This window comes from Pectobacterium artocarpous (assembly GCF_046159765.1).
Classification (GTDB): Bacteria; Pseudomonadota; Gammaproteobacteria; order Enterobacterales; family Enterobacteriaceae; genus Pectobacterium.
In genome coordinates this window covers 43,263-67,579 of the sequence record NZ_JBJXVK010000020.1, presented here as the reverse complement: position 1 = coordinate 67,579, position 24,317 = coordinate 43,263, and the positions used below count along the sequence as shown (strand labels likewise).

Sequence of the window (24,317 nt, the reverse complement as noted above, 5' to 3'; positions counted from 1 at the left end):
CTTTTATCAGGAACATGATGGGTAACCTCAGGAAACCCATCACAGAGTGATACAAATGAAATGGTTATAAAACGAGCAGGCAGTGATCTCACCGAGTTGGTCGATTCATTCCGGTCTTGGCCCCAGACGCTACACCTTCATCTGGGGCATGGTTGGTGAGAATCAGGTTTTCGGTGACATGAATCACGTCAAGGTTAGCGAGTTACGTTAATCGCTTTCAACTGGAATTACTGGTGTTCCCTACAGTAACAGCTAACGACTAAGTATTGTCGCTTATAGAGAGATTACAGATATGATTTTAAATTCTTTTGATTTGCAAGGTAAAGTCGCTCTTATCACAGGTTGTGATACGGGTTTGGGTCAGGGTATGGCTATCGGTCTGGCACAGGCAGGTTGTGATATCGTCGGCGTCAACATCGTTGAGCCGAAAGACACCATCGATAAAGTCACTGCATTGGGACGCCGTTTCCTGAGCCTGACCGCCGACATGAGCAATGTCTCTGGTCATGCAGAGCTGGTAGAGAAAGCCGTTGCCGAATTTGGCCACGTTGACATTCTGGTCAACAACGCTGGTATCATCCGTCGTGAAGATGCGATCGATTTCAGCGAGAAAAACTGGGACGACGTAATGAACCTGAACATTAAGAGCGTTTTCTTTATGTCTCAGACCGTTGCACGCCAGTTCATCAAGCAAGGTAAAGGCGGCAAGATCATCAACATCGCGTCTATGCTGTCCTTCCAGGGTGGCATCCGCGTACCTTCTTATACTGCGTCAAAAAGCGCCGTTATGGGCGTCACTCGCTTGATGGCAAACGAGTGGGCAAAACACGGTATTAACGTCAACGCAATTGCTCCAGGATATATGGCGACCAACAATACCCAGCAGTTGCGCGCCGATGAAGAACGCAGTAAAGAAATCCTGGATCGTATCCCGGCAGGCCGTTGGGGTTTACCGCAGGACCTGATGGGCCCAGCTGTATTCCTGGCTTCCAGCGCATCTGACTACATCAACGGTTACACGATTGCTGTTGATGGTGGCTGGCTGGCTCGCTAAGCGCAGTTTTTCTTAGCGGCATTTCGCCAATTTGCGATAAAAAGCACAATTTCAGTTGTGCTTTTTATTTATTTTTCAATTTGTTATTTTTCTCCCTACGATTTGCTCCACGACCAAAATCCTTTCTTAAAAAAAATCAAAACAACGTTCCGACTTTGATCACACTTTCGATATTGCGTGCATGACGGCAAGGTTAATAGCGCAATATAATCAATCAAAACAGTGTTTCTATTTATAAGGAACTGTTCCACGGTTCCATAAGAAGGTACTCCATGAGTATTTTTGAAAACTTATACACCAGCAGGAAATCGCAGCTCGACGAATGGGTTGCTGCACTTGATAACCATATTGCCTGCGTTCAGGATAAAGGCCGCAGCCAAACCAAGCCGACGTTATTATTGGCTGACGGTTTTGATGTAGAAAATTATGCGCCTGTGACGTGGCAATTTCCGGATGGACATAGCGCCCCTATTTCTAATTTTGCCAGCCAGCAAAATTGGTTAAGAACGCTGTGCGCTATGAGTGTGGTTACCGGTAATGATAGTTATCAGCAGCACGCTATCGCACAAAGCGAATATTTCCTGGATCACTTCGTTGATGATAACAGCGGCCTGTTTTACTGGGGCGGTCACCGTTTTATTAATCTGGATACGCTGGAAGGCGAAGGGCCAGAATCCAAAGCTCTGGTGCATGAATTAAAGCACCACCTGCCCTATTACGCGCTATTGCACCGTGTTAATGCGGAAAAAACACTGAACTTCTTTCAGGGTTTCTGGAATGCACACGTTGAAGACTGGAATGCTCTGGATCTGGGTCGCCATGGTGATTACAGCAAAAAACGCGACCCTAATGTCTTCCAACATGCACGCCATGATATCGTCGTTCCGACACAGTGGCCTGTTCTGCCATTAACAAAAGGACTGACATTTGTTAATGCGGGTACGGACCTGATTTACGCCGCATTCAAATACGCTGAGTTCACAGGCGACAGCAATGCCGCCGCCTGGGGCAAGCACCTCTATCGTCAATACGTTTTAGCCCGCAACCCAGAAACGGGCATGCCGGTGTATCAATTCAGTTCACCACAGCAGCGCCAGCCAGTACCAGAAGACGATAATCAAACGCAGTCCTGGTTTGGCGATCGCGCTCAACGCCAGCTTGGCCCGGAATTCGGTGAAATTGCTCGCGAAGCTAATGTGCTATTCCGCGATATGCGCCCGCTGCTGATTGATAATCCTCTGGCAATGCTGGATATCCTGCGCACACAGCCTGACACCGAAATGCTGGATTGGGTTATCTCAGGGTTAAAAAATTACTACCAGTACGCCTACGATGTCACCAGCAATACGCTGCGCCCGATGTGGAATAACGGTCAGGATATGACAGGCTATCGTTTTAAACGCGATGGTTATTACGGCAAAGCAGGAACGGAATTAAAAGTGTTTGCGTTAGAAGGTGATTATTTATTACCGCTGGTTCGAGCCTATCGTCTGAGCGGTGATGAAGACCTGCACGAACTGGTTAACACCATGCTGACGCGACTGAATAAAGAAGATATTCAATCCATCGCCAGCCCGCTATTACTGTTGACCGTCATCGAACTGGCCGATCACGAGCAATCAAAATCCTGGGCAGATTATGCCGCGCAACTGGCTGGCGTTCTGTTTGAACAACATTTCCACCGTGGTTTGTTTGTTCGCTCTTCACAGCATCGTTATGTTCGTCTGGATGATAACTATCCGCTGGCTTTACTGACTTTCGTTGCCGCCTGTCGCAACAAATTAAACGATATCCCGCCGTATCTGACACAAGGTGGATATGTTCACGGTGATTTTCTCGTTAATGGGGAAAATAGAATTGTTTATGACGTGGAATTAATTTACCCAGAGTTATTAACAGCTTAATTTTATATTTTTTAATGGTTCACAATTAATCAATAGGTAAGCATTATGAATGAAAACAGAATGCTGGGGTTAGCCTATATCTCCCCCTATATTATAGGGCTGATAGTTTTTACCGCTTTCCCCTTTGTTTCGTCATTTATCCTCAGTTTTACTGAGTATGATTTGATAAATTCACCTGAATTTACGGGGTTAGAAAACTATCACCGCATGTTCATGGAGGATGACCTTTTTTGGAAATCAATGGGCGTTACCTTTGCCTATGTATTTCTGACCATTCCATTGAAATTAATCTTCGCACTATTAATTGCGTTTGTACTTAATTTCAAATTACGTGGTATCGGCTTCTTCCGTACTGCTTACTATGTGCCTTCTATTCTGGGCAGCAGCGTGGCAATCGCCGTTCTGTGGCGTGCACTGTTCGCAATTGATGGCTTGTTAAACAGCTTCCTCGGCGTGTTTGGCTTTGACGCTATCAACTGGCTGGGCGAACCGTCGCTGGCACTGATGTCGGTAACCCTGCTGCGCGTATGGCAGTTTGGTTCCGCGATGGTTATCTTCCTGGCTGCATTGCAGAACGTTCCGCAATCACAGTATGAAGCGGCAATGATCGATGGTGCATCCAAATGGCAAATGTTCCTGAAAGTAACGGTACCGCTGATTACACCGGTTATTTTCTTTAACTTTATCATGCAGACCACTCAGGCATTCCAGGAGTTTACGGCACCTTACGTCATCACTGGCGGCGGTCCAACACACTACACCTACCTGTTCTCGCTCTACATCTACGATACGGCGTTCAAGTATTTCGATATGGGCTACGGTGCTGCACTGGCATGGGTTCTGTTCCTGGTTGTTGCGGTATTTGCGTCTATTTCCTTTAAGTCGTCGAAATACTGGGTGTTCTACTCCGCGGATAAAGGAGGAAAAAATGGCTGACATGCATTCAAACCTGACTACAGCACAAGAAGTTGCTGCTGCAGAAGTACGCCGCACACTGCGTAAAGAAAAACTCAGTGCCGCTATCCGTTACGTGATACTGCTGTTCGTCGGTTTATTGATGCTTTATCCACTGGCATGGATGTTCTCGGCGTCGTTCAAACCAAACCACGAGATTTTCACTACGTTGGGTCTGTGGCCGGCTCACGCCACCTGGGACGGTTTCGTTAACGGTTGGAAAACTGGTACGGAATACAATTTCGGTCACTACATGATCAACACGTTCCAGTATGTCATTCCGAAAGTGGTCCTGACCGTCATCTCCTCGGTGATTGTGGCTTATGGCTTCGCTCGCTTTGACATTCCGTGGAAGAATTTTTGGTTTGCCACGCTGATTGCCACCATGCTGTTGCCAAGCACCGTGCTGTTGATTCCACAGTACCTCATGTTCCGTGAAATGGGCATGCTGAACAGCTACCTGCCGCTGTACTTGCCGGTGGCGTTTGCGACACAAGGGTTCTTTGTGTTCATGCTGATCCAGTTCCTGCGTGGTGTACCACGTGATATGGAAGAAGCAGCGCAGATCGATGGCTGTAACTCCTTCCAGGTTCTGTGGTATGTGGTCGTTCCGATTTTGAAACCAGCCATCATCTCTGTTGCGCTGTTCCAGTTCATGTGGTCAATGAACGACTTCATCGGTCCGCTGATTTATGTGTATAGCGTAGATAAATATCCGATTGCGCTGGCGCTGAAAATGTCTATCGACGTGACTGAAGGCGCTCCGTGGAATGAAATTCTGGCCATGTCCAGCATCTCCATTCTGCCATCCATTATTGTTTTCTTCCTGGCACAGCGTTACTTCGTACAAGGCGTGACCAGCAGCGGAATTAAAGGTTAATAGAGGATTTATCATGGCTGAAGTTATTTTCAATAAACTGGAAAAAGTATACACCAACGGTTTCAAAGCCGTTCACGGCATCGACCTGACGATTAAAGACGGTGAGTTCATGGTTATCGTCGGCCCGTCAGGCTGTGCGAAATCCACCACACTGCGCATGCTGGCCGGTCTGGAAACCATCAGCGGCGGTGAAGTTCGCATCGGTGAACGCGTGGTTAACAATCTGGCGCCAAAAGAGCGTGGGATTGCGATGGTGTTCCAGAACTATGCCCTCTACCCTCATATGACGGTAAAAGAGAACCTAGCGTTTGGTCTGAAGCTGAGCAAAATGCCTAAAGAGCAAATTGAAGCGCAGGTAGCTGAAGCTTCCAAAATTCTGGAACTGGAAGAACTGATGGATCGTCTGCCGCGCCAGCTGTCTGGTGGTCAGGCACAACGTGTAGCCGTAGGCCGCGCCATCGTTAAAAAACCGGATGTGTTCCTGTTTGACGAACCGTTGTCAAACCTTGATGCCAAACTGCGTGCTTCCATGCGTATCCGTATTTCCGACCTGCACAAACAGTTGAAGAAAAGCGGTAAAGCGGCAACGACGGTATATGTTACCCACGACCAGACGGAAGCCATGACCATGGGCGACCGTATCTGCGTGATGAAACTCGGTCACATCATGCAGGTCGATACGCCAGACAATCTGTACCACTTCCCCGTCAACATGTTCGTTGCTGGCTTCATTGGTTCACCAGAAATGAACATCAAGCCGTGCAAACTGGTCGAAAAAGACGGTCAGATTGGTGTTGTCGTGGGAAATGATGCGCTGGTATTAAACAGCGAGAAGCAAGACAAAGTCCGCAACTATGTAGGACAAGACGTATTCTTCGGCGTTCGCCCGGAATATGTTTCCGTGTCAGACACGCCATTTGAAGGCAACCATTCACAGGGTGAATTGGTTCGCGTAGAAAACATGGGCCATGAATTCTTTATGTACATTAAAGTTGATGGCTTTGAATTAACCAGCCGTATTCCTTCTGACGAAGCTCGGCTGATTATCGAGAAGGGACTGCATCGTCCGATATATTTCCATTTCGACATGGAAAAATGCCATATTTTTGATGCAAAAACAGAAAAAAATATCTCTCTTTAACAGGAGTAGTAACCGATGAAAAAAACGATCCTACACACGTTAATCGCTTCATCTCTGGCATTAGTGGCAATGCCTTCTTTAGCCGCTGATAATGTGGAATTGAGAATGTCCTGGTGGGGCGGCAACAGCCGTCACCAACAGACGCTCAAGGCCATTGAAGAGTTCCATAAACAGCACCCGAACATCACCGTGAAAGCGGAATACACTGGCTGGGATGGTCATCTGTCTCGTCTGACAACACAGATCGCCGGTAATACCGAGCCAGATGTGATGCAGACCAACTGGAACTGGCTGCCGATTTTCTCTAAAAACGGCGATGGTTTTTACGATCTAAATAAAGTGAAAGATTCTCTGGATCTGACCCAGTTCGAAACTAAAGAGCTGCAAAACACCACAGTTAACGGCAAACTGAATGGTATTCCAATTTCCGTTACGGCTCGCGTGTTCTATTTCAACACCGAAAGCTGGAAAAAAGCCGGTTTGGAATATCCTAAAACATGGGACGAACTGCTGAACGCCGGTAAAGTGTTCAAAGAAAAGCTGGGCGACCAATACTACCCTATCGTGTTGGAACACCAGGATTCTCTTGCACTGCTGAACTCTTATATGGTTCAGAAATACAACATTCCAGCGATTGATGTAAAAGGTCAGAAATTCGCCTACAGCGATGCGCAATGGGCTGAATTCTTTGGTATGTATAAGAAATTGATCGACAGCCATGTTATGCCTGATGCGAAATACTATGCCTCTTTTGGCAAGAGCAACATGTATGAGATGAAGCCATGGATCAATGGCGAATGGTCTGGTACTTACATGTGGAACTCCACCATTACCAAATACTCTGACAACCTGCAACCACCAGCGAAACTGGAATTGGGTAGCTACCCAATGCTGCCAGATGCGAAAGATGCCGGCTTGTTCTTCAAACCTGCACAGATGCTGTCTATCGGTAAATCGACGAAGCATCCTAAAGAGTCTGCTCAGTTGATCAACTTCCTGCTGAACAGCAAAGAAGGTGCTCAGGCTCTGGGCCTGGAACGGGGTGTTCCGTTGAGTAAAGCGGCTGTTACTCAGCTGACTGCTGATGGCGTCATCAAAGACGATGCTCCAGCGGTTGCCGGGTTAAAACTGGCGCTGTCTCTGCCACATGACGTTGCCGTTTCTCCTTATTTCGACGATCCACAAATCGTCTCTCTGTTTGGTGATACCATTCAGTCTATCGATTACGGTCAGAAATCTGTGGAAGACGCGGCGAAATACTTTCAGCGTCAATCTGAGCGTATTCTGAAACGCGCGATGAAATAATGTAGTACACGATTTACCCTGTAATTCATCCCTGCCGTACTGACGGCAGGGATTTTTCATTTAAATTAAAACAACCTCTATATCCAACTCGACACTCCTCACAATTTAAAATACAATATTACTTTTTGTTACCCAAGACGATCTCGATCACAGAACGCAGTTCTATAATAAATAGAATAGAACTTGTCCCAAAAAACATAATATGCGTTTTTATTAAGCAATATCCTAACCAATAGGGAATATAACAATGAAATTTAAATTAATAGCTCTGGCTGTTACGTCATTACTTTGTGTGAATGCAATGGCTGTGACAATTGATTACCGACATGAAATGAAAGATACGCCTAATAATGATCACCGAGATCGCTTATCAATATCTCACCGTTTTGATAATGGATTTGGTATTTCAGCTGAAGCTAAATGGCGTCAGGCAAGCAACGACAATACGCCTAATAAACCTTATCATGAAACGGTTAGTAATGGCACCGAAGTCGTTGCTAGCTATGTATATAAAATTAATAAAACTTTCCAGATTGAACCGGGATTCTCTTTAGATTCAAGCTCTACGTCTAACAACTATCGTCCTTATCTGCGCGGACGTGCAACCGTTACCGACGATCTTTCTGTTTCTTTCCGCTATCGTCCATACTATTTAAGAAACAGCGGTCTTAATATTGGCAAAGCAAACAGCGACCCTTCTGTTGAAAAAGGCTACAACTTAACAACAGTATTCAGCTATAAATTCCTTAAAGACTTCCAGGTTGATTATGAGTTAGATTATAAAAAAGCCACCAAAGCAGGAAGAACACTTTACGATAATGACAATGACAACTTCGATCATGATGTAAAACTTTCCTATAAGTGGGATAAAAACTGGAAGCCATATACTGCTGTTGGTAACGTGGCTCAAGATGGAAAAACAGACCATCGTCAAACTCGTTTCCGTGTTGGTGTGCAATACAGCTTCTAATAACGACTTTATTATTTAACTAAGCGTAATCAGTTAGAAAAAGGGATGTTATTGTTAATTGATTCACCCAGTTTTAATTTTATCATTAACATTCCCTTTATTATAATGTCCATCGTAGGCTTAGCTGGTGAGTTACATTTCGTTGTTACATGTAGTGTCGTTAAATGCGATTTAGCTGTTGGAATTGCTGTTTCTGATTTACCCTCTTCGTGTATGAATGTTACTTCTTTATTAAAATTTTCGGTTCAGGGTGGTCATTTTTTCTCCGATGTGATGGCTACCCTATTTTTACCACCACCCAACGATTTCCCCCTCTGTCCCTTTGTCAGGTGATCTATCATGATTGTTCGTTCTCTGTTTGTCGGGGCTATGATGATGTTTGTAAATGAATTCAGTTACGCCCAACCTGTTTTTTCTGTCTGGCCACACGGTGAAGCGCCGGGAGCTTCTTCGTCAACAGCACAGCCGCAAGTGGTCGAACGGAGTAAAGATCCTTCCCTTCCCGATCGGGCTGTAACCGGTATTCGCAGCCCCGAAATTACCGTTTATCCGGCAGAGAAACCCAATGGCATGGCATTGCTTATTACGCCCGGCGGTTCTTATCAACGCGTCGTGTTGGATAAGGAGGGCAGCGATCTGGCACCTTTCTTTAATCAGCAGGGATACACGCTTTTCGTGATGACCTACCGTATGCCTGGTGAAGGCCATAAAGAAGGTGCTGACGCCCCGTTGGCCGATGCCCAGCGAGCCATCAGAACGTTGAGAGCCAACGCTGAGAAATGGCACATTAATCCACAACGCATCGGTATTATGGGATTCTCCGCCGGTGGTCACGTTGCTGCCAGTCTCGGAACCCGATTTGCGCAGTCCGTTTATCCCGCGACGGATGCCATTGATAGCGTAAGCGCACGTCCTGATTTTATGGTGCTGATGTACCCGGTTATTTCGATGCAGGCGGATATTGCGCATGCAGGCTCGCGCAAACAACTAATCGGCGAGCAACCGACGGAAGCGCAGGTGATACGTTACTCCCCAGAGAAACAGGTTACCGCGCAGACACCACCCACGTTTTTGGTGCATGCCGTCGACGATCCGTCAGTGTCAATTGATAACACTCTGGTGATGTTTAGCGCACTGCGAGCAAAACAGATTCCGGTCGAAATGCATCTCTTTGAGAAAGGTAAACATGGTTTCGGTCTACGCGGCACCAAAGGATTACCTGCCGCAGCCTGGCCTCAACTGCTGGATAACTGGCTGCGTGTGTTACCGGTAAGCAAGCAACGAACAGTCGAAAACCGCGCCATAGAAGGCGGCGCGACAGCCCAGCCAAAATAAATCGTTACAACGTCACCGCTTCCGCAGGCAGGAATAATCTTTTACACTGTATAAAATAACAGTTTTATTTGAGACATTTCATGACTGCGGAAGGACACCTGCTGTTTTCTGTTGCCTGCGCAATTCTGGCTAAAAAAGTTGAGTTATCGCCAGCGCTGGCTTCTGGAGACTGGTGGCACATTATTCCCGGTGCACTCCTTACCGCACTGCTGCCCGATATCGATCACCCTAAATCCGTCCTCGGGCAGCGCCTGAAGTGGCTTTCCGCGCCTATTGCTCACCTCTTTGGCCATCGTGGGTTTACGCACAGCCTCCTTGCCATCGTCGCTGGTATTTTCTTTATTCAGACACGTCTGCCACCAGACTGGCCGATCCCGACGGATGCTTACCATGCCACGATCGTCGGTTATCTTAGCCACATCCTTGCTGATATGCTGACGCCTTCTGGTGTTCCCCTGCTCTGGCCCTGTCGCTGGCGTTTCCGTTTACCGCTCTTAAACAGCCAAAAAGGTAATCAACTGGAACGTTTCCTGTGCATTGCCTGTATCGTTTTTTCACTGTATCAGCCGCAGAAGAATTTGAATTGCTGTACCTACGAGCAGTCATTTCGTTTTTTGCAATCCGCGCAAACGTACCTCTTTCAATACGTGAAATAGCCGCGTTATCTACCGTCAAACATATCCCTGTAACATGATGGCAAAAGACCTGCTATCCTGTGCGCGTTTGTTATTTTTTATCGCAAAAAATTACATGCCCTCCACCGACTTGCGCTGCTGCGCAGGATTCCGGGCAATGTGACGCGATTCACTGATAGGGAGCAAAGTCGGATGAATTTTCCGCTACTCATAAATATTCTGCTATTTGTCGTATTACTACTCGGACTCCGTTACGCCAGCCGTAACGCCTCCTGGAGTCTGGCAAAGAAAGTGTTGCTGGGTTTGGTTGTCGGGGTGTTATTTGGCCTGGCGCTGCACCTGATTTATGGCGGCGACAACCCGGTTATTAAGCAATCCATCTCATGGTTTAATATCGTCGGTAATGGCTATGTGCAGCTATTGCAGATGATTGTCATGCCACTGGTTTTTATCTCCATCCTGAATTCCGTTGCCAAGCTGCATAATGCATCTTCATTAGGGAAAATTAGCCTATTGACCCTTTCAACCCTGCTGATCACCACGCTGATTTCTGCGCTGGTAGGCGTCTTTGTGACTAACCTGTTTGGCCTGACGGCGACCGGGCTGGTGCAAGGCACGCAGGAAACCGCACGATTAACGGCGATTGAAAACAACTATGCCGGTAAAGTTGCTGACCTTAACGTGCCTCAGCTTATCTTGTCTTTCATTCCTAAAAACCCGTTTGCTGAGCTCACTGGGGCTAACCCGACATCCATCATCAGCATCGTCGTCTTCGCGGCGTTCCTTGGCGCCGCGGCTCTGCAACTGCTGAAAGATGACGCGGTGAAAGGCGGACGTGTGTTAACTGCCATTGACACGCTGCAATCCTGGGTGATGAAACTTGTCCGTCTGGTGATGACATTGACCCCTTACGGCGTCATGGCGTTAATGACCAAGATGGTCGCCAGTTCTAACCTGCAAGACATTCTCAAGCTGGGGAGCTTCGTTGTCGCGTCCTATCTGGGGCTCGCGATTATGTTCGGCGTTCATGCATTGATTCTGTCTTTCACGGGGATTAATCCGGCGCGTTTTTACCGCAAAGTCTGGCCAGTGCTGACGTTCGCGTTTACCAGCCGTTCCAGTGCAGCAACGATCCCTCTCAGCATTGAGGCACAAACACGCCGCATTGGTGTACCGCAATCCATCGCCAGCTTTGCGGCCTCTTTCGGTACGACCATTGGTCAAAACGGCTGTGCAGGCCTTTATCCAGCGATGCTGGCCGTGATGGTCGCCCCAACGATCGGCATTAATCCGTTGGATCCCGTCTGGATCGCGACGCTGGTCGGTATCGTCACCATCAGTTCTGCTGGCGTAGCGGGTGTGGGAGGCGGCGCGACCTTTGCCGCGCTAATCGTCCTGCCTGCAATGGGACTGCCGGTGACCCTCGTTGCGCTGCTGATTTCCATTGAGCCGCTTATCGATATGGGCCGTACGGCCCTTAACGTCAGCGGTTCGATGACGGCCGGTACCGTCACCAGCCAACTGATGAAGCAAACAGATAAAACAGTTTTCAACGCGCAGGATGACGCTGAACTGACACACCGCTAAGCTGCATTTACCATGCAAAAGAAAACGCCGACGGCTGATGCCGTCGGCGTTTTCTTAGGACGGGCCGTTGCTACGCAACGTTGAAAAACATTCCCTACGTTTTTTATGACACTGTTCTAATGACAATATCGTGCTGTCAGATTACTTAGCGCTGTGGGTTAGTATCGTAAGCCTGACAGCTCTGGAAGCCTTTATTGAGAACATGGCCCGTGTCGTTATAGCTCACGAAATAGTTTTGCGCAGTGCCATCGCGATTTTTCAGCAGATAGTCGCTACAGGTTCCTTTGGCATTCATCAGGCGTACCTCGGTACCACCACTCCCGGTAATCTGGTGAACCTGCTGCTTCGTCATGCCTACTTTCACATCTTTCACCACAGGCTCATTAACATAGCTTTCTGCCTTGTTATAAGCCGAACAACCCGCCAGCAGGACAGCACCTGCTGCCGCAACACATATCAGTAATCTGTTATTCTTCATATCATCACCTCATTATTATAGTTCACTCTAAGGCTAGTCGGCGGCGACCACTTTTTCAAATCAAAGCGCGCTTATGTAACATATTGGCCGATAGTCAAAACCGGTCATCTATAGGGAAAATGATTACCTGACAGCTTGTTCTTTTTCTTCACGCCAATTCGTTTTACACTCAGGCAATCGTAATAATTCTTTTGCAGTATCAATAAGTTCAGGAGGGGGATGGCATGTCATTACAAAACGACATTATCACTGCGTTGGGCGTAAAAAGCAGCATCGATCCAGCACAGGAAATCCGTGTTAGCGTTGATTTTTTAAAGAATTATCTGAATGCTCACCCGTTCGTTAAGTCGTTAGTTTTGGGCATCAGCGGCGGTCAGGATTCTACGCTGACCGGCAAACTGTGTCAGACGGCTATCACGGAGTTACGCAGTGAGACGGGGAACGCTCGGTACCAGTTCATCGCTGTTCGACTGCCTTACGGCGTACAGGCAGATGAAGCCGACTGTCAGGATGCCATCGACTTTATCCAACCGGACCGCGTATTAACCGTCAACATCAAGCCCGCCATCGAGGCCAGTGAAGCCACCTTGCGCGCCATTGGCGTGGAGTTGTCCGATTTTGTAAAAGGCAACGAGAAAGCCAGGGAGCGGATGAAAGCGCAGTACAGTATTGCGGGGATGAATGCCGGGCTGGTCGTCGGCACCGATCATGCGGCGGAGGCGGTAACGGGTTTCTTCACCAAATACGGTGATGGCGGTACCGATATCAACCCGATTTTCCGACTGAACAAGCGTCAGGGAAAAGCGTTGCTACGTGAGCTTGGCTGCCCTTCTCATCTTTATACAAAAGCACCCACCGCCGATCTGGAAGAAGACCGTCCGTCACTCCCCGACGAGGTCGCGTTGGGTGTCACCTATGAAAAGATCGACGACTATCTGGAAGGTAAACAGGTCGATGCGAAAGACGCCGACATTATTGAAAACTGGTATCGTAAAACCGAACACAAGCGCCGCCCGCCGATTACCGTTTTTGATGACTTCTGGCGGTAACCCATCGCGATGAGCACCACCGGGCGTGGATAACGGCGTCCGGTTTGCACCTGATTTCTTACTGCAACCGTTTCACGGTTGCCTTCTCATTCGAGTAGCAGGTAGAACGCCTGCATGTTGAGCAACGCCAAAATCAGCCCGTCAGGGCAAATCCATGGAAGACCCGGGCCGGGCAATGCGGCCAACGCACAGGCAATTTGAACGATGACAGGAATAAAACCCTAATCTGCGTGCGGTCACATTCTTCGCGCTAACCTGTTATAGTCATCTTCACATTTCGTTACCTAAAAATAGTCACACATGTTAAGACGTTTCTTCTCTTACTATTCCCCTTACAAAGGGTTATTCGTCCTCGATTTCGGCTGTGCCATTATCGCTGGGCTGCTTGAATTAGGGTTCCCGATGGCGATTAAAGCGTTCATCGACAAACTGTTACCGGCTCAGGACTGGTCGCTGATCCTGTTAGCGTCGGTGGCGCTATTGGCGGTCTATCTGCTGAATACCGCGCTGATGGCCATCGTCAACTATTGGGGGCATGCGCTGGGCGTGGGTATTGAAACCGATATGCGGCGGCAGGCCTTTGAGCACCTGCAAAATTTGCCGTTCCGTTACTACGACAATATGAAAACCGGGCATATCATCACCCATGTCACCAAAGATCTGGAGGAAGTCGGGGAAATCGCCCACCACGGCCCGGAAGACCTTTTTCTCGCGATCATGACGTTTATCGGTGCGTTCATCCTGATGGCGACAGTTCACCTGAACCTGGCGCTGTTGACGATTATTATCGTGCCTTTCATGACGTATCTTGTCAGCCGCTATGGCGCCCGCATGACGGAGACCTGGCGTCAGCTCTTTGGTCAGGTTGGTAACTTCAACGCCCGCATTGAAGAGAGCGTTGGGGGGATTCGCGTTGTTAAAGCTTTTGCTAATGAAGCGCATGAGAAGAAACTGTTCTCCGACGATAACGAAAACTACCGCCGGACCAAATTACAGGCTTACCGCATCATGACAGCCAGCATGACGCTCAGCTACCTCAGCACGCGCCTGATACAGCTTATCGTCATGCTGGCAGGTATCTGGTATGTCATTCAAGGCGAACTCAGCTACGGTGGTTTTATCGGCTTCCTGCTGCTGATTGAAGTTTTCTTCCGTCCGGTAGCCAAAATTACCTCGGTGCTGGAAAGCTATCCCAAAGGCATTGCGGGCTTCAAACGCTTTACTCAACTGATCGATACCGTTCCCGAGATTGTCGACGCTCCCGACGCACATGATGCCGGACCGTTGAAAGGCGATATCCGATTTAATCAAGTAAGTTTTGGCTATTCCGCCGAACGCCCGATTCTCCGTAATATCGATCTGTCGATTCGTGCAGGGGAAACCGTGGCATTTGTTGGCCCATCCGGCGCGGGCAAAACCACGCTTTGTTCTCTGCTTCCGCGCTTCTACGATTTAACCAGCGGAGCCATCACCCTTGACGGCATAGATATTCGTCAGATGACGCAGGCGTCACTGCGCAGCCAAATTGGCATCGTACAGCAGGATGTATTCCTGTTCGGCGGTACCATTCGGGAAAACATCGCCTACGGTAAACTTGATGCCAGCGATGACGACATCATGGAAGCCGCTCGGCGTGCAAGGTTAGATGAACTGATCGAAAATCTGCCTGACAGGTTGTATACCGTGGTGGGTGAGCGCGGCGTTAAGCTGTCTGGCGGGCAGAAACAGCGTTTATCTATTGCGCGCATCTTCCTGAAAAACCCGCCGATCCTGATTCTTGACGAAGCCACATCCGCGCTGGATACGGCAACGGAGCAGGCAATACAACAGTCGCTTAGCGAACTTTCCGCAGGGCGTACCACGTTGGTCATCGCCCACCGGTTGGCAACCATACAGAATGCTGGGCGCATTGTGGTGGTGGATAACGGCACCATCATTGAGCAAGGCAGTCATCAGGCGCTACTGGAGCAAAGCGGCATCTATGCCAGATTACATCAGGCACAGTTCGGTCAGGCTTAATTACCTCCTCGCCTCGAACTGCTGACAAACTTTCGAACAAATAGGAAAAGGCCGCTTACGCGGCCTTTTTGAGTGATACTGTTACTCTTTGGGAGAGGCGTTCTCTACCCTGCTTTTTAGCTTTTGCCCCGGACGGAACGTGACTACACGGCGCGCCGTAATCGGAATATCTTCGCCAGTTTTTGGGTTACGTCCCGGACGTTGGTTCTTGTCTCGCAAATCAAAATTGCCAAAACCTGACAACTTGACCTGTTCGCCATTTTCCAAAGCGCGACGAACTTCTTCAAAAAACAGCTCGACTAACTCTTTGGCATCCCGTTTGCTCAGCCCGAGCTTCTCAAACAGGTATTCTGACATTTCAGCTTTAGTAAGCGCCATAGGTTCAATCCCTCAAGGATGCTTGGAATCGCTGTTTTAATGCTGCTACGCATTCTGCAACGGTAGCCGCAATTTCCTCTTCTGCCAGTGTACGCGTGGTATCTTGCAGGGTCAGACTGATAGCCAGACTCTTATAACCTTCCGCTACGCCCTTCCCTCGGTACACGTCGAATAAGTTTACGCCAACTAACTGATTTGCGCCAACTTTCTTACACTCGGCCAAAATATCTCCTGCGGGAACATTTTCAGCGACCACAACGGCAATATCACGACGGTTCGCCGGGAAGCGGGAAACCTCGTTAGCCTCAGGCAATACGCGGTCTGCAACCTTATCCCACAACAGTTCGAACACCACGGTGCGCCCGTTGAGATCCAACTTGCGCTCCAGTTCTGGATGAATAACGCCAATAAATCCAATACGTTCGTCGCCTAGATAAATAGCAGCACTTTGTCCCGGATGCAATGCCGGATTATTTTCGGCCTTGAATTCGATTTCAGACAGTTTACCCGTCAATGCCAGTACCGCTTCCAAATCGCCTTTTAAATCATAGAAGTCAACAGCCTGACGCGCCAGATCCCAATGCTCTTCATAGCGAGTGCCAGTAATCACCCCTGCCAGCATCAGATCCTGACGAATACCTAGGTCAGCACCGCTGTCCGGTACAAAACGCAAGCCGCTTTCAAACAAGCGTAGGCGGCTTTGCTGACGGTTTTGGTTATACACCGCCGCACTCAGCAAACCACTCCACAGCGACAAACGCATCACCGACATTTCTGCGGAAATGGGACTCGGCAGACTCAACGACGCTTCATCAGGGTGGAGTAATCCCTGAATTTTCGGGTCAACAAAACTGTAAGTAATTGCTTCCTGATAGCCGTGATCGGCTAATAATGTCTTCACTCGCTTCAGTGACAATGACGCTTCGCGGTGTGCAGTCATGACCAACGGCGCCTGAGTCGGAATATTCGGAATGTTGTTGTAGCCGTAAATACGCGCGACTTCTTCAACCAGATCCTCTTCAATTTCCATGTCGAAACGCCAGCTCGGTACCGTCGCCTGCCAACCTGCGTCAGTCTTCACGACGTTACAACCCAGACGTTGTAGGATATCGCTAACCTGCTCATCGGCAATCACATGTCCAATCAGACGATCCAGCTTCTCACGGCGCAGTGTGATCGTTGCGCGCGTCGGCAGATCTGCCTCGCTGGTCACATCAACGACCGGGCCCGCCTCACCACCACAGATGTCGATCAGTAAGCGAGTGGCTCGCTCAATGGCTTTGTGCTGCAACGCCGGATCGACGCCACGCTCGTAGCGGTGGGAAGCATCGGTGTGCAAACCGTGACGACGTGCGCGTCCGGTAATCGACAGCGGATTAAAATAGGCACATTCCAGTAGGACGTTTTGTGTAACTTCATTGACGCCAGAATGCTCACCGCCAAAGATACCGGCCATCGCCAGCGCATTTTGCTGGTCAGCGATCACCAGCGTATCCGTATTCAGTTTCGCTTCGTTGCCATCCAGCAGAGTAAGCGATTCGCCCTCTTTCGCCATACGCACGATGATGCCGCCATTCAGGCGGTCGAGATCGAATGCGTGCATCGGCTGTCCGAGTTCCAGCAGAACGTAGTTAGTGACATCCACGACGGAATCGATAGAACGAATTCCACAACGGCGCAGTTTTTCACGCATCCACAGCGGCGTTGCCGCCTTAACATTGATGCCTTTCACCACGCGTCCTAAGTAACGCGGACATGCCTGCGCTGCATCAACCTGAATGGGGAACGTATCCTGAATGCTGGCAGCAACAGGCTCAATAGCCGGTTCATTCAACGCCAATTGGTTTAACACGGCGACATCACGCGCCACGCCGATGATACCGAGACAATCTGCACGATTTGGCGTCACGCTGATTTCAATCGCGTTGTCATCCAGCTTCAGGTAGTCACGAATATCCGTGCCAATCGGCGCGTCTGCTGGCAGTTCGATGATGCCATCGTGATCGTCGGAAATACCCAATTCGGAGAACGAGCACAGCATGCCTTCAGACGGCTCGCCGCGCAGTTTGGCGGCTTTGATTTTGAAATCGCCCGGTAACACGGCCCCCACCGTCGCCACTGCCACTTTCAGGCCCTGACGGCAGTTCGGCGCGCCGCACACGATATCCAGCAGGCACTCGCCGCCTACATTGACTTTTGTTACACGCAGTTTATCTGCATTCGGGTGTTGTCCACATTCAACCACTTCACCCACAACCACACCGTGGAACGCGCCAGCAACCGGCTCAACGCCATCCACTTCCAGCCCTGCCATCGTGATTTGTTCGGATAGCGTTTCACTGTCAACTGCCGGGCTTACCCACTCGCGTAACCAGAGTTCACTGAATTTCATGATGTATACCCGCCTTACTTAAACTGTTTGAGGAAACGCAGATCGTTTTCGAAGAATGCACGCAGATCGGTCACGCCATAGCGCAGCATCGTCAGGCGCTCCATACCCATACCGAACGCGAAGCCTGAATACACTTCCGGATCGATACCGACATTACACAGGACATTCGGGTGCACCATGCCGCAACCCAGCACTTCCAGCCATTTGCCGTTTTTACCCATTACATCCACTTCAGCGGACGGCTCGGTAAACGGAAAATAAGACGGACGGAAGCGGACCTGCAAATCTTCCTCAAAGAAATTACGCAGGAAATCATGCAGCGTACCTTTCAGGTTGGTGAAGCTGATGTCTTTATCAACGATCAACCCTTCCATTTGATGGAACATTGGCGTGTGGGTCTGATCGTAATCGTTACGATAAACACGGCCCGGCGCAATGATGCGAATAGGCGGCTGCTGTTTTTCCATCGTGCGAATCTGGACGCCAGAGGTCTGCGTACGCAGCAAGCGTGTCGCATCAAACCAGAATGTATCGTGGTCAGCACGCGCAGGGTGATGTCCTGGAATATTCAGCGCATCAAAGTTGTGATAGTCGTCTTCGATTTCCGGCCCGGTTACGACTGAAAAACCCAGCTCGCCGAAAAAGGTTTCGATGCGATCGATGGTACGTGTCACCGGATGCAGACCGCCGTTCTCAATCGTGCGGCCCGGCAGAGAGACATCGATGGTTTCTTGCGCCAGACGCGCATTTAACTCAGCAGACTCCAGCATGTGCTTACGGGCATTTAGCGCGTCCTGAACGTCTTGCTTCGCCTGGTTAATGACGGCACCCGCAGCAGGGCGTTCTTCAGCCGGCAACTCGCGCAGCGAGGTCATCTGAAGGGTTAAGTGACCTTTTTTACCCAGATATTCGACACGCACATTTTCCAGTGCGGTAACATCCTGGGCCTCTTCTATAGCTGTTCTGGCTTTAGCAACCAGTTCTGCGAGATGTGGCATTGTGTTCCTCTTTTTCTGCCTAAGTGGCCAACGGTCATGATTGAAGAATGTCGTTTTACTAAAGCGATAAATATTACTAAAAACAATAGCAAAAGCCGATTATCGTAAACAAAAAAGCCTCCCTTAGGGAGGCTTAAGCGCTACTTTTCGTTTCTTTTCTTACGCGCAAAGCCCCCCTGAGTTCAGGCGCTAAAGTAAAAAAAGAAACGGAAAATAGCAGCATTCATGCTTGCGTTACCTTGTCTTGAAAATCACAAGAAGCCTTGTGAATAACAAAAAGTGTGAGAATAAAAAAACCTGTGACGTTTGACGAAAAGAGGGAGCCAAAGCTCCCTCTCTCAACTGACTTACGCCAGTGCTGCTTTCGCTTTTTCGACCAGCGCGCTGAACGCTAATTTGTCGAATACAGCGATATCAGCCAGAATCTTACGGTCAATTTCAACAGAGGCTTTTTTCAGGCCGTTGATGAATTTGCTGTAAGACAAGCCATTTTGACGGGCTGCTGCATTGATACGTGCAATCCACAGCTGACGGAATTGACGTTTACGTTGACGACGGTCGCGGTAAGCGTACTGACCAGCTTTGATTACTGCCTGGAAGGCAACACGATAAACGCGCGAACGGGCACCGTAGTAACCTTTCGCTTGTTTCAGTATTTTCTTGTGACGTGCACGGGCAACTACACCACGTTTTACGCGAGCCATATGCTCTCTCCTAAAGTCTTATTCTGAATTAAAAAAAGTTACTTATGCGTACGGCAGACATGCGACAACCAGACCCAGATCTCCTTTGGAGACCATGCCTTTCGGACGCAGATGACGTTTACGTTTAGTCGCCTTTTTGGTCAGAATATGACGCAGGTTAGCATGCTTACGCTTGAAACCACCGCTGGCAGTTTTTTTGAAGCGCTTAGCAGCACCGCGTACTGTTTTAATCTTTGGCATTTTTATTTCCACTTCGCATTGTTAATAAAACGAATCAGATAAGGCGAACAAAACCGCACAAATTCATTGCTTAACGCAAAAAGACAGTGCGGTTCTGATACTTGAGTGCCTTACTGTTTCTTCTTAGGTGCTAGCACCATGATCATTTGACGGCCTTCGATCTTCGTTGGGAAGGATTCGACGACAGCCAGTTCACTAAGATCGTCACGAACGCGGTTAAGCACTTCGATACCAATCTGCTGGTGCGCCATTTCACGACCGCGGAAACGCAGTGTGATTTTAGCTTTGTCACCATCTTCCAGAAAGCGAACCAGGTTGCGTAGTTTGACCTGATAGTCGCCATCATCGGTACCAGGCCGGAATTTGATTTCCTTGACCTGAATAACTTTTTGCTTCTTCTTCTGTTCCTTTGTGGCCTTACTCTTCTCATAGAGGAACTTGCCGTAATCCATGATTCGGCAAACCGGCGGCTCGGCATTCGGACTGATTTCAACTAAATCAACACCTGCTTCCTCGGCTTTTTCTAATGCTTCATTCAGACTGACAATGCCAAGCTGTTCGCCTTCGACGCCTGTCAGGCGTACCTCATGTGCGCGAATTTCTCTGTTGATGCGATTAGGACGCGCCGGTTGAACTCGTTTTCCGCCTTTAATACCTTATTCCTCCAATTGATGAAGACTACGGCTGCGAATCTCTTGCTGCAGCTTACTAATGACTTCACTGACATCCAGGCTCCCCAGGTCTTTACCGCGACGAGTACGGACAGCAACTTTTCCTGCCTCAACTTCTTTGTCGCCACAAACCAGCATATAGGGAACCCGCCGTAAAGTGTGCTCGCGGATTTTAAAGCCTATCTTCTCATTTCTCAAGTCTGCTTTTACACGAATGCCCGCTTCTTGCAGTTTTCGGGTCAATTCGTTGACATAATCAGACTGGGTATCGGTGATATTCATAATCACCACTTGAACCGGAGCTAACCAGGTTGGGAAGAAACCGGCGAACTCTTCGGTTAAAATACCGATGAAACGCTCCATTGATCCCAAAATAGCCCGGTGAATCATAACCGGCACCTGACGTTCGTTGCTTTCGCCAACGTAAGACGCATTCAGGCGACCCGGTAATGAAAAGTCGAGTTGCACCGTACCACACTGCCACGCACGATCCAAACAGTCATGCAGGGTAAATTCAATTTTTGGACCGTAGAACGCCCCTTCACCCGGCTGATAGTCAAATTCGATGTTGTTTTCACTCAACGCTGCGGCCAAATCGGTTTCGGCACGATCCCACATCTCATCGCTACCGATACGTTTTTCAGGGCGCGTAGACAGTTTCACCACGATTTTTTCAAAACCGAAGGTGCTATACATGTCATACACCATCTTGATGCAGCTGTTTACTTCATCACGAACCTGCTCTTCCGTACAGAAGATGTGCGCATCGTCCTGAGTAAAGCCACGCACGCGCATTAAACCATGCAGAGAGCCTGATGGTTCATTACGGTGACAGCTACCGAACTCGGCCATACGCAGCGGCAAATCGCGGTATGATTTCAACCCCTGATTGAAAATCTGTACATGACCCGGGCAATTCATCGGCTTGATGCAGTATTCACGGTTTTCTGATGACGTCGTGAACATCGCTTCTTTGTAGTTTTCCCAGTGACCAGTTTTTTCCCACATCACGCGATCCATCATGAATGGACCTTTTACTTCCTGATACTGGTACGACTTCAGCTTCATGCGCACAAACGCTTCCAACTCGCGGAAGATCGTCCAACCGTCGTTGTGCCAGAACACCATACCCGGTGCTTCTTCCTGCATGTGATACAGATCCAGCTGTTTGCCGATTTTGCGGTGGTCGCGCTTAGCCGCTTCTTCCAGACGTTGCAGGTAAGAAGCTAACTGCTTTTTATCCGCCCATGCCGTGCCGTAGATACGTTGCAGCATTTTGTTTTTGCTGTCGCCGCGCCAGTAAGCACCCGACGTTTTCTGCAATTTGAAATGGTGGCAGAAACGCATATTCGGTACGTGCGGGCCACGGCACATATCGATGTATTCTTCATGGTGATACAGACCCGGACGATCATCGCGACTGATGTTCTCATCCAGAATCGCCATTTTATAGGTTTCACCGCGCGCAGCGAACGCATCGCGCGCTTCCTGCCAACTGACTTTTTTCTTAATGACGTCATAGTCGGTGTTAGCAAGCTCGTGCATACGCTTTTCGAGCAGTTCAATATCTTCCTGAGTCAGGGTACGGTCGATATCTACGTCATAGTAAAAACCGTTATCGATAACCGGACCAATCGCCATTTTAGTATCAGGCCACAGTTGCTTGATCGCATGGCCCAACAAGTGCGCACAGGAGTGACGAATAATTTCCAGACCCGCTTCATCTTTGGCGGTGATGATGGCTAACTGCGCATCGGTATCGATTTTATCGCTGGCGTCAACCAGCTCGCCATTGACGCGTCCGGCGATACAGGCTTTTGCCAGACCGGGACCAATATCAAGTGCAACATCTAGGGGAGAAACGGCGTGGTCGTAATGACGCTGACTTCCATCAGGAAGGGTAATAACTGGCATTATAATTCCCTTATTTACAGTGGTGAGCCACACGAAAGCTCACATGCAAAAAAAATCGTCTATCAATTGAAAATCAAAAGTGTTAACCATGCTATTCCTCTGTACTCTGTGAAATATATACACATGGTGCACACAACTAAAGGCGTGCACTAGCGTGACATGGATAACGTCGGGGACAATAATACACCTTATAAGTGGTGTGTTAAAGTCGGATGGGTAGCCTGCGCATCGTTACGCATAATGCACAGGCCACGGAAGTGTTTACTGTATTTGCACCGACTTCTGCGCCGCGTTATTTTTACGGGAAAGTCGGAAACCAAGCCAAATAACGGCAATCCAGAACGGAATTAAAATGACCGAAATGCGAATGCCCGGCGACAGCAGCATAATCACCAAAATACCCGCCAGAAAGGCCAGACACAGGTAGTTGCACCACGGATACCAGAAGGCTTTGAACGCAGGAACAATCCCCTTCTCCATCATCGCCTGACGGAAACGCAGGTGCGCAAAGCAGATCATGATCCAGTTAATCACCAGCGTCGACACCACAAGCGTCATCAACAGCTCAAACGCTTTTCCTGGCATTAGGTAGTTGATCGCCACACCGAACGATGTCGCTAAGGCTGACAGTACGATAGAGTGGACAGGGACACCGCGCGCGTTGACCTTCGCGAGAGACCTCGGCGCATTCCCCTGTTTTGCCAAACCGTACAGCATCCGGCTATTACAATACACGCCGCTGTTGTAAACCGATAACGCCGCCGTGAGTACCACGATGTTAAGTACGTTTGCCACTGTATTGCTATTCAGCGCATGGAAGATAAGAACAAACGGACTACCACCATCAACGACATTTCCCCACGGATAAAGCGATAACAAAATAGATAGCGCGCCGATATAGAAAATCAGGATGCGATAGACCACCTGATTGGTCGCCTGAGGAATAGAGCATTTCGGATCGGCAGCTTCTGCCGCGGTGATTCCCACCAATTCCAGACCGCCGAATGAGAACATAATCACCGCCATGGCCATGATCAATCCACTTGCGCCATTCGGCATGAATCCACCATGGATCCATAAGTTACGCACCGTTGCCGTTTCGCCGCCATTACCACTCAGCAGCAACCAACTGCCAAAGACAATCATCCCGACGATGGCCAGCACTTTGATAATGGCGAACCAGAACTCCGTTTCCCCAAACATCCGCACATTCACCAGATTGATCAGGTTGATGAGTACGAAGAATATCGCGGCGGACAGCCAAGTTGGCGTCTCGGGCCACCAGTACTGGATATAAATCCCCACGGCCGTTAGTTCAGCCATCCCTACCAGAATAAACATCGCCCAGTAGTTCCAACCGGCCAGAAAGCCCGCAAAATCGCCCCAGTATTTATAGGCAAAATGGCTGAACGAACCCGCTACTGGCTCTTCCACCACCATCTCGCCCAACTGTCGCATAATCAGAAACGCGATCATTCCAGCAATCGCGTAGCCCAATAAAACGGACGGCCCTGCCATTTGGATAGTCTGCGATATCCCTAAAAACAATCCGGTACCAATCGCGCCACCCAACGCTATCAGTTGAATATGCCGGTTTTTTAACCCTCGTTTTAAAACCAGTTCCTGTTGATCGTTTGCTCTATCTTTTTGATTATTTGCTATGTTGTTTTCCGCATTTGCCATGTTGTTTTTGTGCTTCCTGTAAAGCC

The 24,317-nt window shown here is 48.9% G+C and carries 21 protein-coding genes, 2 pseudogenes and 1 other annotated feature; of the genes and pseudogenes, 13 read left to right on the top strand and 10 right to left on the bottom strand.

Annotated elements, in window-relative coordinates; translation table 11 throughout:
* Positions 1-70: 70 nt before the first annotated feature.
* From ACKQAD_RS13960 to ACKQAD_RS13910, 11 genes and pseudogenes are all read left to right on the top strand, one after another.
* Positions 71-211, top strand: a pseudogene (locus ACKQAD_RS13960) (5-dehydro-4-deoxy-D-glucuronate isomerase); the annotation flags it as partial.
* Positions 212-292: 81 nt separating this feature from the next.
* Complete coding sequence (kduD, locus tag ACKQAD_RS13955; RefSeq protein WP_409160712.1) at positions 293-1,054, top strand: 2-dehydro-3-deoxy-D-gluconate 5-dehydrogenase KduD; 762 nt, start codon at positions 293-295, stop codon at positions 1,052-1,054.
* A 272-nt stretch (positions 1,055-1,326) separates the two neighbouring features.
* Entirely contained in the window at positions 1,327-2,958 is a 1,632-nt protein-coding gene (gene pelW, locus ACKQAD_RS13950) for a pectate disaccharide-lyase PelW (RefSeq protein ID WP_409160711.1), read from the top strand.
* A 45-nt stretch (positions 2,959-3,003) separates the two neighbouring features.
* A complete protein-coding gene (locus ACKQAD_RS13945) occupies positions 3,004-3,894 on the top strand; it encodes a carbohydrate ABC transporter permease (RefSeq protein WP_409160710.1) in 891 nt (296 codons plus the stop codon).
* Entirely contained in the window at positions 3,887-4,792 is a 906-nt protein-coding gene (locus ACKQAD_RS13940; RefSeq protein WP_010299968.1) for a carbohydrate ABC transporter permease, read from the top strand. Before ACKQAD_RS13945 ends, ACKQAD_RS13940 begins: the two co-directional genes overlap by 8 nt.
* A gap of 13 nt (positions 4,793-4,805) precedes the next feature.
* On the top strand, positions 4,806-5,933 hold the full coding sequence (locus tag ACKQAD_RS13935; protein WP_409160709.1) for an ABC transporter ATP-binding protein: 1,128 nt from the start codon (positions 4,806-4,808) through the stop codon (positions 5,931-5,933).
* Between the two features lie 15 nt (positions 5,934-5,948).
* Entirely contained in the window at positions 5,949-7,238 is a 1,290-nt protein-coding gene (locus ACKQAD_RS13930; RefSeq protein WP_409160708.1) for an ABC transporter substrate-binding protein, read from the top strand.
* Positions 7,239-7,485: 247 nt separating this feature from the next.
* Positions 7,486-8,208, top strand: a complete 723-nt coding sequence (locus ACKQAD_RS13925; protein WP_409160707.1) for an oligogalacturonate-specific porin KdgM family protein — start codon at positions 7,486-7,488, stop codon at positions 8,206-8,208.
* 339 nt (positions 8,209-8,547) lie between these two features.
* Complete coding sequence (paeX, locus tag ACKQAD_RS13920; RefSeq protein ID WP_409160706.1) at positions 8,548-9,543, top strand: pectin acetylesterase PaeX; 996 nt, start codon at positions 8,548-8,550, stop codon at positions 9,541-9,543.
* An 80-nt stretch (positions 9,544-9,623) separates the two neighbouring features.
* Positions 9,624-10,130 (top strand): annotated as a pseudogene (locus tag ACKQAD_RS13915) (metal-dependent hydrolase); the annotation flags it as partial.
* 240 nt (positions 10,131-10,370) lie between these two features.
* Positions 10,371-11,765 (top strand): L-cystine transporter, encoded by a 1,395-nt coding sequence (locus ACKQAD_RS13910; RefSeq protein WP_409160705.1) that lies wholly within the window; start codon positions 10,371-10,373, stop codon positions 11,763-11,765.
* Between the two features lie 145 nt (positions 11,766-11,910).
* Here ACKQAD_RS13910 and osmE read toward each other — a convergent pair whose 3' ends face one another.
* The gene (osmE, locus tag ACKQAD_RS13905; RefSeq protein WP_409160704.1) at positions 11,911-12,243 is read right to left on the bottom strand and encodes an osmotically-inducible lipoprotein OsmE; all 333 of its coding nucleotides are present in this window, start codon (positions 12,241-12,243) and stop codon (positions 11,911-11,913) included.
* A gap of 224 nt (positions 12,244-12,467) precedes the next feature.
* Here osmE and nadE point away from each other — a divergent pair, with 224 nt between their 5' ends.
* Together nadE and ACKQAD_RS13895 are read left to right on the top strand one after the other, a co-directional pair.
* Positions 12,468-13,292 carry an NAD(+) synthase gene (gene nadE, locus ACKQAD_RS13900; RefSeq protein WP_409160703.1) on the top strand — a complete coding sequence of 275 codons (825 nt, stop codon included), beginning with the start codon at positions 12,468-12,470 and terminating at the stop codon, positions 13,290-13,292.
* Positions 13,293-13,592: 300 nt separating this feature from the next.
* Positions 13,593-15,311 carry an ABC transporter ATP-binding protein gene (locus ACKQAD_RS13895; RefSeq protein ID WP_409160702.1) on the top strand — a complete coding sequence of 573 codons (1,719 nt, stop codon included), beginning with the start codon at positions 13,593-13,595 and terminating at the stop codon, positions 15,309-15,311.
* 81 nt (positions 15,312-15,392) lie between these two features.
* On the opposite strand, the gene ihfA is transcribed toward ACKQAD_RS13895, so the two are convergent.
* The 9 genes from ihfA to ACKQAD_RS13850 all read right to left on the bottom strand — a co-directional run bounded on the left by ihfA (position 15,393) and on the right by ACKQAD_RS13850 (position 24,291).
* Positions 15,393-15,689: an integration host factor subunit alpha gene (gene ihfA / locus ACKQAD_RS13890; RefSeq protein ID WP_009112984.1), complete on the bottom strand. Its 297-nt coding sequence runs from the start codon at positions 15,687-15,689 to the stop codon at positions 15,393-15,395.
* Between the two features lie 4 nt (positions 15,690-15,693).
* Complete coding sequence (pheT, locus tag ACKQAD_RS13885; RefSeq protein WP_409160701.1) at positions 15,694-18,081, bottom strand: phenylalanine--tRNA ligase subunit beta; 2,388 nt, start codon at positions 18,079-18,081, stop codon at positions 15,694-15,696.
* Between the two features lie 14 nt (positions 18,082-18,095).
* Complete coding sequence (gene pheS, locus ACKQAD_RS13880; protein ID WP_409160700.1) at positions 18,096-19,079, bottom strand: phenylalanine--tRNA ligase subunit alpha; 984 nt, start codon at positions 19,077-19,079, stop codon at positions 18,096-18,098.
* A gap of 107 nt (positions 19,080-19,186) precedes the next feature.
* Positions 19,187-19,311: a sequence feature (Phe leader region), on the bottom strand.
* On the bottom strand, positions 19,262-19,306 hold the full coding sequence (gene pheM, locus ACKQAD_RS13875; RefSeq protein WP_106120997.1) for a pheST operon leader peptide PheM: 45 nt from the start codon (positions 19,304-19,306) through the stop codon (positions 19,262-19,264). Its footprint overlaps the feature before it by 45 nt.
* 115 nt (positions 19,312-19,426) lie before the next feature.
* Entirely contained in the window at positions 19,427-19,783 is a 357-nt protein-coding gene (gene rplT, locus ACKQAD_RS13870; RefSeq protein ID WP_005968887.1) for a 50S ribosomal protein L20, read from the bottom strand.
* A gap of 42 nt (positions 19,784-19,825) precedes the next feature.
* Entirely contained in the window at positions 19,826-20,023 is a 198-nt protein-coding gene (gene rpmI, locus ACKQAD_RS13865; protein ID WP_034861980.1) for a 50S ribosomal protein L35, read from the bottom strand.
* Between the two features lie 110 nt (positions 20,024-20,133).
* Positions 20,134-20,676, bottom strand: coding sequence for a translation initiation factor IF-3 (gene infC, locus ACKQAD_RS13860; protein WP_072034236.1), 543 nt, complete (start codon positions 20,674-20,676; stop codon positions 20,134-20,136).
* A gap of 3 nt (positions 20,677-20,679) precedes the next feature.
* The gene (gene thrS / locus ACKQAD_RS13855) at positions 20,680-22,608 is read right to left on the bottom strand and encodes a threonine--tRNA ligase (RefSeq protein WP_409160699.1); all 1,929 of its coding nucleotides are present in this window, start codon (positions 22,606-22,608) and stop codon (positions 20,680-20,682) included.
* Between the two features lie 261 nt (positions 22,609-22,869).
* Positions 22,870-24,291: an amino acid permease gene (locus ACKQAD_RS13850; protein ID WP_409160698.1), complete on the bottom strand. Its 1,422-nt coding sequence runs from the start codon at positions 24,289-24,291 to the stop codon at positions 22,870-22,872.
* Positions 24,292-24,317: the final 26 nt, after the last annotated feature.

What these genes read in the sequence shown, in the direction of transcription:
- kduD (WP_409160712.1), top strand. Translation starts at nt 293, where the DNA reads ATGATTTTAAATTCTTTTGATTTGCAAGGTAAAGTCGCTCTTATCACA.
- pelW (WP_409160711.1), top strand. Translation starts at nt 1,327, where the DNA reads ATGAGTATTTTTGAAAACTTATACACCAGCAGGAAATCGCAGCTCGAC.
- ACKQAD_RS13945 (WP_409160710.1), top strand. Translation starts at nt 3,004, where the DNA reads ATGAATGAAAACAGAATGCTGGGGTTAGCCTATATCTCCCCCTATATT.
- ACKQAD_RS13940 (WP_010299968.1), top strand. Translation starts at nt 3,887, where the DNA reads ATGGCTGACATGCATTCAAACCTGACTACAGCACAAGAAGTTGCTGCT.
- ACKQAD_RS13935 (WP_409160709.1), top strand. Translation starts at nt 4,806, where the DNA reads ATGGCTGAAGTTATTTTCAATAAACTGGAAAAAGTATACACCAACGGT.
- ACKQAD_RS13930 (WP_409160708.1), top strand. Translation starts at nt 5,949, where the DNA reads ATGAAAAAAACGATCCTACACACGTTAATCGCTTCATCTCTGGCATTA.
- ACKQAD_RS13925 (WP_409160707.1), top strand. Translation starts at nt 7,486, where the DNA reads ATGAAATTTAAATTAATAGCTCTGGCTGTTACGTCATTACTTTGTGTG.
- paeX (WP_409160706.1), top strand. Translation starts at nt 8,548, where the DNA reads ATGATTGTTCGTTCTCTGTTTGTCGGGGCTATGATGATGTTTGTAAAT.
- ACKQAD_RS13910 (WP_409160705.1), top strand. Translation starts at nt 10,371, where the DNA reads ATGAATTTTCCGCTACTCATAAATATTCTGCTATTTGTCGTATTACTA.
- osmE (WP_409160704.1), bottom strand. Translation starts at nt 12,243, where the DNA reads ATGAAGAATAACAGATTACTGATATGTGTTGCGGCAGCAGGTGCTGTC.
- nadE (WP_409160703.1), top strand. Translation starts at nt 12,468, where the DNA reads ATGTCATTACAAAACGACATTATCACTGCGTTGGGCGTAAAAAGCAGC.
- ACKQAD_RS13895 (WP_409160702.1), top strand. Translation starts at nt 13,593, where the DNA reads ATGTTAAGACGTTTCTTCTCTTACTATTCCCCTTACAAAGGGTTATTC.
- ihfA (WP_009112984.1), bottom strand. Translation starts at nt 15,689, where the DNA reads ATGGCGCTTACTAAAGCTGAAATGTCAGAATACCTGTTTGAGAAGCTC.
- pheT (WP_409160701.1), bottom strand. Translation starts at nt 18,081, where the DNA reads ATGAAATTCAGTGAACTCTGGTTACGCGAGTGGGTAAGCCCGGCAGTT.
- pheS (WP_409160700.1), bottom strand. Translation starts at nt 19,079, where the DNA reads ATGCCACATCTCGCAGAACTGGTTGCTAAAGCCAGAACAGCTATAGAA.
- rplT (WP_005968887.1), bottom strand. Translation starts at nt 19,783, where the DNA reads ATGGCTCGCGTAAAACGTGGTGTAGTTGCCCGTGCACGTCACAAGAAA.
- rpmI (WP_034861980.1), bottom strand. Translation starts at nt 20,023, where the DNA reads ATGCCAAAGATTAAAACAGTACGCGGTGCTGCTAAGCGCTTCAAAAAA.
- thrS (WP_409160699.1), bottom strand. Translation starts at nt 22,608, where the DNA reads ATGCCAGTTATTACCCTTCCTGATGGAAGTCAGCGTCATTACGACCAC.
- ACKQAD_RS13850 (WP_409160698.1), bottom strand. Translation starts at nt 24,291, where the DNA reads ATGGCAAATGCGGAAAACAACATAGCAAATAATCAAAAAGATAGAGCA.